This is a genomic window from Streptomyces arenae, assembly GCF_022343545.1.
In the GTDB taxonomy this organism is placed as follows: domain Bacteria; phylum Actinomycetota; class Actinomycetes; order Streptomycetales; family Streptomycetaceae; genus Streptomyces; species Streptomyces humi.
The window spans coordinates 103642-116237 of sequence record NZ_JAKQYH010000069.1; the positions used below are offsets into that span (position 1 = coordinate 103642).

Annotated in this window: 7 protein-coding genes; 2 read left to right on the forward strand and 5 right to left on the reverse strand. The window is 72.6% G+C overall.

The genetic code is table 11. From position 1 onward, the window contains the following. Positions 1 to 21: 21 nt before the first annotated feature. Positions 22 to 2340, reverse strand: a complete 2319-nt coding sequence (locus MB828_RS32110) for a nitrate- and nitrite sensing domain-containing protein (protein ID WP_301651237.1) — start codon at positions 2338 to 2340, stop codon at positions 22 to 24. Between the two features lie 414 nt (positions 2341 to 2754). Between MB828_RS32110 and MB828_RS32115 the strand changes: the two genes are divergently transcribed. Further along, entirely contained in the window at positions 2755 to 3939 is a 1185-nt protein-coding gene (locus MB828_RS32115) for a type III polyketide synthase (protein ID WP_301651238.1), read from the forward strand. Positions 3940 to 3972: 33 nt separating this feature from the next. Here the strand turns inward: MB828_RS32115 and MB828_RS32120 are convergent, their stop codons facing one another. The 3 genes from MB828_RS32120 to MB828_RS32130 all read right to left on the reverse strand — a co-directional run bounded on the left by MB828_RS32120 (position 3973) and on the right by MB828_RS32130 (position 9010). Then, positions 3973 to 6111 carry an ATP-binding SpoIIE family protein phosphatase gene (locus MB828_RS32120; RefSeq protein WP_301651239.1) on the reverse strand — a complete coding sequence of 713 codons (2139 nt, stop codon included), beginning with the start codon at positions 6109 to 6111 and terminating at the stop codon, positions 3973 to 3975. A 209-nt stretch (positions 6112 to 6320) separates the two neighbouring features. Further along, the gene (locus MB828_RS32125; protein ID WP_133024062.1) at positions 6321 to 7235 is read right to left on the reverse strand and encodes a YceI family protein; all 915 of its coding nucleotides are present in this window, start codon (positions 7233 to 7235) and stop codon (positions 6321 to 6323) included. A 5-nt stretch (positions 7236 to 7240) separates the two neighbouring features. Continuing rightward, on the reverse strand, positions 7241 to 9010 hold the full coding sequence (locus tag MB828_RS32130; protein WP_301651240.1) for an FAD-dependent oxidoreductase: 1770 nt from the start codon (positions 9008 to 9010) through the stop codon (positions 7241 to 7243). Between the two features lie 167 nt (positions 9011 to 9177). Between MB828_RS32130 and MB828_RS32135 the strand changes: the two genes are divergently transcribed. Beyond that, positions 9178 to 10896, forward strand: a complete 1719-nt coding sequence (locus tag MB828_RS32135; protein WP_301651241.1) for a helix-turn-helix domain-containing protein — start codon at positions 9178 to 9180, stop codon at positions 10894 to 10896. Between the two features lie 79 nt (positions 10897 to 10975). Here the strand turns inward: MB828_RS32135 and MB828_RS32140 are convergent, their stop codons facing one another. Beyond that, the gene (locus MB828_RS32140) at positions 10976 to 12313 is read right to left on the reverse strand and encodes a jacalin-like lectin (protein WP_301651242.1); all 1338 of its coding nucleotides are present in this window, start codon (positions 12311 to 12313) and stop codon (positions 10976 to 10978) included. Positions 12314 to 12596: the final 283 nt, after the last annotated feature.

Here is a 12596-nt window from a genome sequence, read left to right on the forward strand (position 1 = left end):
CACGGGTCGTGCTCCCGGGACTCAGCCGTCCTTGGCGGGCCGGCGGCCACGCTTCGGGGCACGGCGGGGGAGACCGGAGGGCGCGGACGGTCCGGACGGACCGGCCGGGCCGGACGACGCCGGGACGTCGGAGCCGCCGCCCGCCGCGTGGGCCCTCGGCGGACCGTCGGGTCCGGCCGGGCCGGCGAAGCCGGCCGGTGCGGTGGCGGGACCGGTGACCACTATGCCGTCGTCCCACGCCTCGTGCGCCTCGAACGGGTCGGCGGGCCCCCGCGCCAGCAGGGCGTCGAGTCCGGACCCGGCGCGTGGCTCGAAGGCCGCCAGGGTCAGCGTGTCGGAGTCGGACTCGGCGCCGCTGCGCCAGGTGACGGTGCCGGGGAGCATGACCAGCGAGGTGGTGCCGGACTCCCCGGCGGCCGGGCGCAGCTGCACCCGGATGCCGTGCCGGTCGGCCAGTCTGCCCACCACGAAGAGCCCCATGTGCTGGTAGACGCCCGCGTCGGCGGTCGGCGGATTCGCCAGTTTGTGGTTGATCTGCGCGAAGTCCTCGGGCATCAGGCCGATGCCCTTGTCATGGATCTCGACCATGATCCGGGCGTCCGGCAGCCGGGTCGCGGTGACCCGGACCGTGGAGCGCGGCGACGAGAACGCGGTGGCGTTCTCCAGCAGTTCGGCGAGCAGGTGCACCAGGTCGGTGACGGCACGCCCGTGGATCTGGGCCTCCGGGACGCCCGCCAGCTCGATCCGTTCGTACTGCTCCACCTCGGAGGCGGCCGCCCGGATCACGTCGACCAGGGGGAGCGGGTGGTCCCACTGCTGGGTGGGCCGCTCGCCCCCGAGGACCAGGAGGTTCTCGCCGTTGCGGCGTACCCGGGTGGCCAGGTGGTCCAGCCGGAACAGGTTCGCCAGCTGGTCGGGGTCGGCCTCGCGCTCCTCCAGGTCGGTGATCATGGCGAGCTGGCGTTCGATCAGCGACTGGTTGCGGCGCGACAGGTTGGTGAAGATCGTGTTGACGTTGCCGCGCAGCAGGGCCTGCTCGGCGGCGAGCCGGACCGCCTCCCGGTGCACGTGGTCGAAGGCCCGGGCCACCTCGCCGATCTCGTCGGTGGTGGTGATCGGGATCGGCGTCACCTTGGTGTCCACCTGGCCGGGCACGGCCTGGGAGAGCTGGGTGATCACCGCCGGCAGCCGCTGCTCGGCGATCTCGATCGCCGAGGCGCTGAGCCGTCGCATCCCGCGGCTCATGGAACGGGCCACCCACGCGGCGAGCAGGAAGGCCGCGAGCACGGCGCTGAGCGCGAGCGTGCCGTTGACGATCGCGTCCCTGCGGGCGCTGTCGGCGATGCCGCGGGCGTCGGCGAGCGCCGTGGCGGCGAGATGGACCTCGACTCCGCGGTAGGCGTCGAAGACCAGCGCGTGCGCGGCGAAGAACGACTCGGGGGTGATGCCCTCGGCGGCGAGTTCATCCGTCGGCTTCCCGCTGCCGATCTCGCTGATCATCCTGGCCCGGCCGGGCGGGGGCACGAACGCCTCGCCCGCCGCCTTGGCCTGCTCGGCCGCCTTCGCCGTCTGCGCGGCCCCCGTCTGCTGCGCCTCGGTCAGCGCGGCACGGAGCCGGGTCATGTCCCCGGCGGTGCCGGCGCCCGCGTACTCCTGCAGCGCCACCTGCTCCAGGTAGGCGTAGGAGCTGAACGAGCTGAGCTGGTTCTGGAGTTCGCCCTCGGCCAGGTCCGCACGGTCCTCGACCAGCAGGTGCGTGCCGATGGAGCGCACCAGCGACTCGGCGGCCTGGGTCAGCGCGAGGGCGTACAGGGAGCGGCCGAAACTCGCCTGGTTGCTGCTGCCGAAGCCGAGTTCGTTCGAGATCTCCATCAGCGGGTGCTGGACGGCGTGGTAGCTCTCCTCCGTCTGCACCCCCGACATCCTGGCCGTGAACGCGGCCGCCCGCACGGTCGCGAGCTGCTTCTCGCCCGCGCGCACCAACGCGATGCGCCGGTTCAGGCCGGCCGTTCCGGGCGCGCGCCCCACCGCCCGGTCGAAGGCCTGCGCGTCGGCGTCGGTGACCTTGCGCGCCGCGAGCACCGCCGGAGCGTTGCGCCTGCCCTCCAGGAGCGGGATCACCGACACGTCCCGTTCGTTGATCGCGTCACTGGCGTAGGTGTTCGCCGCCTGTACCAACTCCGCCACGCGCACCGCGTCCTGGGCGTCCCGCAGGGTGTCGACCGAGGTCTTCACCCGGATGCCGCCGAGGCCGAGGGCGACGAGCACGGGGATGAGCAGGATGGCCTGGAGGCGTCTCGCGACGCGCCAATTGCCGGTCAGGGGTCTGAGCTTGGACAAGATCGTCCCATTTCACAACAGGGAGGGTGCGCAGGGCCGTTGACGGCCCGACGTTATGTGGCCAATTTCTAACACCCCGCGATCGGCTTCGACTGCACTTTGAGTGAAGCGGTTTCTCCGAAGTGGTACAAAGCTCAATTAAAACCATCGGTGGTCAACGCACGTACCACGGCCGCGTGGCCGCCGCGCGGGCGTGGCCGCTCGGTCAGCGCTTGCCTGGTGTGTTCCATGGTGCCGAGCGCCCGTCCGTCAACACCGCGACGCCGGGGCCCGCATGACTTCTTTTGCAATATGTCCGGAAAGGCGGCGAATGTGAACTCCGTTGTGATGGCTGCTCCTTGACCTGCTCTCCCGAATCAGGCAGATTTCAGACACCCGACGTCATTCACGGGTTGTCTGAGAAAGATGCGTGCTATGGGCGCCTACTTGTGTCCCCCGGCCGTGGTGCACGGCGAACACGTCGTGCGGACCGATCAGATAGTGGACGAGGTGCGGCACCGGCACCCGCGCGCGCCGTGGGCGTCCCGGATCGACGGCATCGCCGAGAGCACGGGCATCGCCGGGCGTGGCTGGATGCTGCCGCTGGCGGCGGCCGCCGCACCCGGTCGCGGGCCGGGCCTGCGAACTCCGGCTGCCGGACCGGCGCGTGAGGCACTGGCCGACGGCGGGTTCACCGACGCCGAGGTGGACCGCGCGATCGCCGCGCTGGAGGCGGTGCCGGCGCCGCAGACCGTCCAGGAGCGCACCGCGCCTGCCTGGGCCGCCGTACAGGCGTACGGGGAGCGCGCGGCACGCGAGGCCCTCCGCGGCGCCGGCCTGGACGCCGCCGACGTCGACTCCGTGATCACCAGCAACTCCACCACCCCGGCCCTGCCGGGGCTGGACCTCTCCCTGTTCAACCGCCTTCCGCTGCGTCGTGACGTGCTGCTGCTGCCGGCCACCCAGTGGGCCTGCATAGCTGGCACCCGGTCACTGGCACTGGCGGCCGACCTGGTCGCCGCGGACCCCGACCGGGTGGTGCTGGTCGTGATATCGGAGGCGCTGAGCACCACCTACCAGCCCGCCGACGACACGCTCGAATCGCTCATCGTCCGGCTGCTGTTCGCCGACACCGCCGTCGCCGTCGTGGTCACCGGGCGCCCCCGGACGGAGTCCGCGCTGCGCCTCGACGCGGTCTGGCACCACACCCTGCCCGGCACCACGGACCTGCACCGGCTGGACACCCGGGACGACGGCACGCACTTCGTGATGGACCGCCGGGGGCCGCGTGCCGTGCAGGAGACGGTGGCCGGGATGTGGCAGTGGCTGCGCGAGCGCCACCGGGACGACGCCCGGCCCTGGCACCCCGACCTGCTGCTCGCCCATCCCGGCGGCACCCGGGTGCTGGAGTACATGGAGGAGACGATGCCCGACGGGTGGCCCACGGGGCTGCTGGCCTACAGCCGGGACAGCTACACCACGGGCAACCGCGGCGGCGCCGCCGTGCTCGACATCCTGCGACGGGCGTACGACGCCGGCCAGAAGGCCGGGAGCCGCACGGTGCTCTACGCGGCCGCGCCCGGGCTCACCGCCACGGCCGTGGAGGGCGAGTGGCTGTAGCCGTCACGCGGGTGGGGAGGGGCGCGGGTGGCGTCATGTCTCCAGCTCGGCCCAGACGGCCTTGCCGGTCTCGGTCCAGCGCACCCCCCAGCGGGCGGTGAGCTTGTGGACCACGTGCAGCCCCCGCCCGCCGTCGTCGAGCGGGCCGCCGTGCCGCGGCCGGGGCCGGCCGTTGCCGGTGTCGCCGACCTCGCACGTCAGGCGGCCTCCTGACCTCACCAGCCGTACCGAGACCGGGCCGGCGCCGAACCGGACGGCGTTGGCGACCAGTTCGCCGAGTACGAGCAACGCGCTGTCCCGGGCCTGTTCGGTCACGTGCCACCGCCGCAGCAGGGATCCGGCCAGGGCACGGGCGCGGGCGGCGGAGTCGGCGCGGGCGGGCAGGTGCCAGGTGGCCGCGTCCCGGCCGCGCCGGCCGGTCAGCCGGGCGAGCAGCAGGGTCACGTCGTCGCGCAGCTGCCCTTGCGGAGCCAGGCCCGCCACCACGCGACGCGCGGCCTGTTGCAGGTCGTCCCAGGGGTGCACGTCACGCACCAGGTCGGTCAGCCGGCCGATGCCGTCGTCGATCGAGGCCGCCGGATCCTCCACCAGGCCGTCGGTGTAGAGGACGAGGAGCGAGCCGGGCGGCACGGCGAACTCGTGCACGTCGAACTGCTCCCGCACCACGAACTCCGCTCCCAGGGCCGGGTGCGGCTGCCCCGCGACCGTCTTGGCGGACCCGTCGGGACGCACGAGGACGGGGGGCAGATGGCCGGCGTTGGAGATCGCCACCCGGTGGTCGACCGGGTCGTAGACCGCGATGCAGCACGTGGAGCCCAGCGCGCTGTACCCGGCGGCCAGGCCGGCGTCCGTGTCGTCCAGCAGGGTGACCGTCTCGTCCAGGCGCTCCAGCACCTCCCCGGGGCCCAGCCCCGCCGACAGCAGCGCGCGGGCCTCCATGCTCAGCTGGCCCATGGCCGCCGCGGCCCCCAGGCCGTGCCCGACCACGTCCCCCACCACCAGCGCGGTACGGTCACCCGGCAGCGGAAAGCTGTTCACCCAGTCACCGCCGACGCCCGCGCTGTCGGGAGTGGTGGGCTGGTAGACGCTGGCGACCTCGATGGTGTCGCTGCCGGTCCGCGGCAGCAGCCGCCGCTGCAGTGCCAGCACCTGGGCGTGTTCCCGCTGGTGCTGCCGGGCCAGGTCCACGTGCCGGGCGGTCTTGGCCACGAGTTCCTGGAGGTCCAGCAGCTCGCCGTCGCGGAAGAGCCGGTCCGGCCGCCGCCACACCTCCGTCACCCCCAGCACGATGGGCCCCGGGGCGCCTTCCGGTCCCTCCACGACCAGCGGGATGCAGGCGACGCTCACCGGCCGGTCGCCCGGCACCAGGGCGCGCACCAGCCGCGGATCGCCGAGCGCCCGCTCGATGGCCTCCCGGTCCTGGAGGACGACGGCCCGCGGAACGTCGTCCCGCATGACCGCGCCGGCCAGCAGCCGGCTCGCCTCCCGGGGCAGGTTGTCACCGGGGGTCAGATATCCCTCGGGCCAGGCCCGGTCCGGCACCAGGGCCGCGCGCCGCAGCCGGATGCGCTCCTGCGCCTGCTCCGTGACCGCCTCGCCCGTCCACACCGCGTAGTCGAGGTCGACGGCCGCCACGTCCCCCCACGCCAGCAGTGACTGGGCGAGGGACTGCGCGGTCTCCCCGACGTCCAGCGAGGTCCCGATCGCGGCGGCGGAGGCGTACAGGTGGAGCCGCTTGGCCATCGCGATCAGGGAGACCGTCAGACCCACCTGCGGCGGCGCGGCCGGCAGGATGCTCATCGAGACCACCAGTTCCGTCCCGTCGTCCCGCCGCAGGCGCTGCACCCGGGCGACGTGCGCCTGTCGTGTGGCGAGCACCCTCCGCAACCGCTGGGTGACCGTCGGGACGTCCGAGGGCGGCAGCAGCTCGGCGAAGGCGTCCCCCGGTCGGGTGTTCACTCCCGCGAAGGGGGCCGCGTCCAGATTGCAGCCGGTGATCCTCAGCTCCGGGTCGAGGTTGACCACCCCGAGGATCTGCTCCCGGTCGTCGCTCTCCCCGTCGGCGCCCGGGGGCCGGGCCGTCGGCAGCCCGGCCCTCGGGATGTAGCCCGCCAGAGCGCCGCTGACCATGTCGAACGGCGAACCGGTGGAGGACGAGGAAGTGGGATCCATGCAGCTCACGCAGCTCGCTGACTCCGGCGCGCGCCGGACGGTGTGCCCGAGTCCGCGCGGCCGGGCCCCGAGATCCCGCACCGCACATCTCATGGGTAGCACAGATATGCTGCCCACCGAAGGGGCAGAAGGCGGCAGAAGATCACAAAGTATTGTTCACCTGTGCAAACCTCTTGTTCCTGGGTGGGTGGCGCCGCGCGGTGTCCGTGTCACTCCGGGGGAGTGGGGGTGTCCGGCGAGCGGTACATCGCCTGGACGTCCAGCTCCAGCTGCACCGTCGGGCCCACCACCGCGATGCCCCGGGCCAGCATCGACCGCCAGTTCAGGGTGTAGTCCTCCCGGTGCAGCTCGGCCGTGGCGAGCGCGGCACAGCGCAGCTCCTCGCCGTACCCGCCGTTGACTGTGCCCAGATAGGTGGTGTCGAGCGAGACCGAGCGGCTCACGCCGTGCATCGTCAGGCTGCCGAGCAGGGTCCACTTGCTGCCGCCCCGGTAGGCGAAGCGCGTACTGCTGAACTCGATGTACGGATACCGCTCGACGTCCAGGAAGTCACCGGAACGCAGGTGGTTGTCGCGGGTGGTGTTCCCGGTGTTGATGCTCGACGCGTGGATACGGACCCGGACCGTCGACTGGCTCATGTCCGGGGCCACGTTGATCGCCCCGTCGAAACGCTCGAAACGACCGTGCACATGGGCCATGCCGACGTGCTTGGCGATGAACCGGATCGCGGTGTGCGGCGGATCGAAGACCCAGCCGCCGGTCGGGGGGAGCGGCAGCTGCCGGGCCGGCGTGAGCCGGATGTGCGCGGGCACCGGACCCGCGTCGGCGGCCACCTCGACGGTCTCCCGGTGCGGCTCCAGCCCCTCGGCGGAGACCAGCATGCTGTAACGGCCGGGCGGAAGGACGGCCATGAAGCAGCCGAAGGGGTCCGTGATGCCCCGCGCGGCCACCTGGTGGCTGTCCAGCGCGGTGACCGTGACGTCGGCGCCGCCCAGCGGCTGGTCGACCGGGTCCAGGACGGTGCGGGCCACTCCGCCCGCGCCCGGCGGTACGGGCAGGGTCAGTCCCGCGGTACGGGCCGGGGCGTCCTTGGACCACCGGCGCCTGAGCAGCCCGAGGGCCATGCTGTTCACCTTTCGTGTCGCGTGGGTCGTGGGGCGGCGGCGCGGCCGAGGATCTGCCGGAGCGCGGCGCCCAGCAGCTCGGCCGCGTTCCCGGCGGCGGCCGGGTGCCGGAAGGCGACGTAGCCGTCGGGCCGTACCAGCAGGGCACCCGAGTCGGAGACCTCGCTGAGCCGGGCCCAGTCGCCGTACGGGTCCTCGTACTGCTGCCCGGGGCCGATGACGACGGTGGCGATGTCGAGGTCCTGGGCCTCGGCCGCGCGCAGCCAGCCCTCGCCGCCGATCCCCGTCAGCAGGGTGAAGCGGCCCCTGCCGACGGTGTCCAGGGTGGACACCGTGCGCGTCCCCGACGTGAGCCAGGCGTGCGGGAGCTTGGCTCCGGGGCGGGAACTGGGCTGGTGGTAGAGCTCCGGGTCGCGGGCGAAACCAGGGTCGGGAGTGCCGTCGGGGACGATCGCCCCGGAGTCGTAACGCTGGTTGAGGTCGACACCGTGGGCGTTGAACTCGTAGACCTTGTGGGCGATCGCGTCCCGCAGCCGGGCCCGCTGCCGCTCGGCCGTCGCGGTTGGCTCCTTGCGGGCCGCGATGTTGGCCCAGAGCTGTTCGGGGGTCCCCGGGGCGAGACCGTCGAGCGCCTCGAAGACGGGCGCGGTCTCGCCGATCGACTTGTTGGCGCGGGTGACGATCTGTCTGCCGACGGGCGCGCGTTCGGCGGTGTAGCTGTCCAGCAGACTCGGGTCGGCGGTGCCGTCGAGGACCAGCTTCAGCTTCCAGGCCAGGTTGTAGGAGTCCTGGATGGACGTGTTCGACCCGAGTCCGTTGGACGGCGGATGCCGGTGCACGGCGTCGCCGGCGCAGAAGACCCGGCCGTTGGAGTAGGTCTCGGCGTACATCTCGTTCACCGTCCACGCCGAGGACGACCTGACGGTGACCGGTATCTCGTCGTCGCCGATCAGCCGGCGGACGACGGACTCCGCGTACTCGGTGGTCAGGTCGGGGGCGCCCGCCGTGACGTCGTACCCCCACACGATCAGCCACTCGGTCCACGGGCGGACGCACCGCACCAGGCCCGCGCCGATGCCGCCGACGGTCGCGCCGGGGGCCAGTACCCAGTACAGGGTGGACGGGCGGTGCGCGGTGTACCTGCTCAGGTCGGCGTCGAAGACGATGTTGACGCTGCCCGCGACCCCCATCTGACCGCCCATCGGGAGCCCGGCGTCCCGCGCCACCTGCGACCGGCCGCCGTCAGCGCCGATCAGGTACCGGGCGCGGATCGTGTACTCGTCGCCGCGCACCCGGTCCGCCACGGTGACGGTCACCCCGTCGGCGTCCTGCGTGAACGACTTGTAGACGGTGCTGTAGCGGAGGACGGTGCCCCGGCTCGTCGCCGCGTCCACCAGCACCGGCTCCATCAGGTGCTGCGGTATGTCACACATCGAGGTGGGGCTGGCCAGCTCGTGCGCGGCCTGCACCAGCGGCTCGTTCCCCCAGGACCGGACCCGCCCCAGCTCCTCGCCGGCCAGGCTGGTGCAGAAGGTGGTGTTCCCCATGAGGTGCTGCGGAGTGGCCCGGGCGAGCGCCTCCCGCTCCACCCCGAGGTCACGCAGCACCTCCATCGTGCGCTGGTTGGTGATGTGGGCGCGCGGGGTGTCGGCGAGACTCCCGTAGCGGGTGACGACCATGTTCGGTACGCCGTAGGTGCTCAGGGCCAGGGCCGCGGAGGCGCCGGCCGGGCCGCTGCCCACGATCAGGACGTCGGTGACGACATCGGTGTGCACGGGGAACGCTCCGGTGGGGGTAAGGACGGAAACCGACCGAGCAAGATCATGAAACGCTCCCGGCCGTCACGGGTGTCTCAATGCGAGACACCCGGGGTACTACGGAACCCGCCGGGGGCACACCGGTCGTTGCCTCTTCAACCGTCCCCGGTACGGTGAAGGGCGCCATGACCACCGCAGAGCAGCACCCCACGGCCGACCGGCAGCCGCCCGTCCGCCCCGCCCTCGGTCAACTGCGCCGGGCCCGCGCCCGCTTCCTCGCCGGACGCCCGCTGCCGCAGGACATACCGGACGAGGTCGCCGCGGCCTGGCGCCGGGCCCGTTTCCACGGCGTACGACACGACTGCGCGGCCCACCCCGCCGCCCCGGCCCCCCAACCGCCGGACCCCCCGCTCCTGGAGGCCGCCCGGCCCGTGCTGGCACGGCTCGGCCCGCCGCTCGACCGGCAACGCGCCAGCCTGGTCCTCACCGACGCCCGGTTGCGGGTGCTGTGGGCGGCCGGGCACGCCCCGTTCGACACCCGCTGCACGGACCTCTCCGAACAGCGCGTGGGCCCCAACAGCGCCGCCCTGGCCCTGCGCACCGGCCGCCGCGCCGAGGTGCACGGACCCGAGCACTTCCTCGACGTCTGGCAGGAGGTCTCCGCGGTGAGCGTGCCGCTGCGAGCCCCTGGTGAGGGCAGGCCGGTCGGCACGGTCACCGTGGCGTCGGCCCTGTGCGCCGGCCGCGCACCGCACCCGCAGGCCGGCCTCGCCGAGGCGGCGGCCGCGGCGGTGGAGGCCGAACTGCGCGCCCACGCCCGGCCGCCGGAGCACGTCCTGCTCGACGCCTACCTCACGGCATGCGACGGACCGGACCGGCCGGTGGTGGCCTTCAGCGGCCACAGCCGGCTGGTGAGCGAGGCGGCGGGACGGCTGCTGTCCACACGGGACCTCGACGACCTGGAACGCGCGGTCCGCACGGCGCTGCGCCAGGACGGTTCCGGCCTCCGGCTCCCGTACGGCGCCGACGTCGAACCCGTCCGGCACCTCGGCGAGACCGTCGGCGCCGTCGCCGTCCTAGAACCGGACCCCGGCCGTGCGACCGCCGCCACCGCCGGACCACCGCCCACCACGCTGGCCGGTCACTCGCTGCCGTGGCGGCACGCCACCCGACGCGCCGCCGAACTGGCCGCCGCACGGGCCCCGTTGCTGCTCGTCGGTGAACGGGGCACCGGAAAGACCTCGCTGGCCCGCGCGTTGCTCGACGACCCCGACCCGCTCGTCGTCGACGCGGCCGAGGGGGAAGTGGGCCAGGTGCTGCCGGGCCGGCCCCGGGACGGCCTGGTGCTGCGCCACGCCGAACGGCTGGCCCAGCCGGACGTGGCCGCGATCGTCGCCCTCCTCGAAGCCCGGCCCGCCACACCCCTGTTGGTCACCTACACCCCGGGAGCGCCGCCCGGTCCCTGCCTCCAACGGCTCCTCGACACCCTGGCCGCCCGCTCGGTCACCCTGCCCGCGCTGCGGGAACGGCCGGAGGACATCGGTGAGTTGCTCACCGCCGTGAGCCCGCCACCGGCGCCCGGCCAACCCCCGCTCACCTGGACCCTCGACGCCCGGCGCGCCATCGAGGGGTACCCGTGGCCCGGTAACGTCACCGAACTCGCCCACGTTGTACGGTCGTTGGCGCAGCGTCGCCGGGTGACGGGGCCGGTACGCCGGTCCGAACTGCCCGATCCCGTGCGTGACGGGCCCGCGGGGCGCCGGCTGAGCCCCATGGAGCGGGCCGAACGCACCGCCATCCTGGAGGCCCTGCGCCGCCACGGCGGGAACAAGGCCCGCACGGCGGCGGCCCTCGGCATCGGCCGCGCAACGCTCTACCGGAAGCTGCGCACGTACGGCTCCTGACCCCGACCGCCCGCGGGCCGGCCGGTGAACCGCTCGTGCGGGTTCACCGGCCGGCCGGGGTCGGCGCTCGCCGCTGCGGTCAGCGCTTGGTGTAGATGAAGCCGACCTTGTCGAGCTCGTCGCCGGCGCGGCCGTGGAAGCCGGCGATCTGCCAGCCCGACGGCGCGGTCCGGGTCACGCAGTCCGAGGTCGTCGTACCGCCCGCGAGGGTGTTGCCCAGGTTCGTGGTGAACTTGGCGTAGAAGATCCGGGTGTGGCTGTCCTTGACGCCCTCGCACAGGTACGCCGAGGTCACGTACTCGCCGCTGCCCAGGGTGAGGGAGGACGCGGTGCCGCCGGTTCCGCCGTGGGTGAGCGTGGTGCCGTCGGCGAGGGTGACGCCGACCTGGTCGACACGGGAGCCGGCGCGCAGCGAGACGCTGGTGGCCCGGGCGCCGGCGGCGACCTTGTCGATGTCCTGGTAGTAGTCGCCGTGCGGACCGCCGAACTGGTCGCTCAGCTGGAAGTTCGCGTTCTGCGACCAGGAGAAGCCGACGGTGACCGGGTCGTGGTCGGAGAGCATCAGGCCGTCGCTCGTCAGGAACTTCGCGTGCTCGTTGTTGTACGAGGTCGCGGTCAGGTTCACCAGCTTGCTGCCGCGATAGAGGACCTTGTCCACGACTTCGCAGGTGTTCGGCACGGTCGCCGCGGTGTCGTCGCAGACCAGCGCGTCGCTGCCCTTGGCCGGCGCGCTGCCGCCGCGGATCAGCTGCACCCAGGCGTCGGTGAGCCCGTTGTTCGAGGCGAACTCCGCGATCGTGTCGGCGGAGCGGGTGTAGCGGGTGTTGGTGTCACCCATGACCACGACGGCGTTGCCGGCCGAGTGGGTGCCGATGAAGGAGGTCAGCTGGCTGAGGTTGTCGGCCCGGGACGCCTCGTCGCCGTCGTTCGTGCCCGCGTTGGTGTGCAGGTTGTAGAAGTCGACGTAGACACCCTCGGCGAGCCGCTCGCGCATGAAGGTGAAGCCCTTGGGCGTGAGGCAGTCGCCGGAGTCGATCTGGCAGGAGTTCCAGCCGACGCGCTCGAAGTCGTCGCCGTCCCAGGCGTAGTCCGAGACCGTGTTGAGGCCGCTGCCGATGCCCGCGCCGCCGCTGGTCGCGGTGCGGTAGGGGTGGGTGTCGGTGGCGTAGAGGTAGGCGTGGTAGTTGAAGTCCTCCTGGACGTTGACGATGTCGTACGGCGCGATCCGCTTGCCGATCTCGGTGGTGCTGGTGTCACGCGGCGTGGGCGCGCTCGACAGGCCTTCGGGCAGCCCGGCGACGTTGTACGTGAGGACGCTGAACGTGCCCGAGCCGGCCGCCGCGGCCGGACTGGCCGTCGCCGTGAGCCCGCCGAGGGCGGCGACCGCGGCCGCCAGACAGGCAACGAGTCTGCGCATGGGGGTGTCTCCTACGGGGAGGGGTGCGCTGAGAGGTTGTGAGCATGCCAAAAATGGCAAGCCAAAACGTAGCGGTAAACGCTTTCTCCGCACCCCTTCGGTGACCTATGAATCGGCGAACTCCAGGTGACGCCGAGAAGATCGACTTCGGTATGCCGGGAGAGATGTCTGTTACTCACTTTCGGGTGACGTGCCCTTGGATGTCCTGATGCGTTCTGATGCATGAAGGGAGGTAGTGGCCCTTGTTTGCGGGCTTTTGACACTCGATGAGGCGTCAATTCCG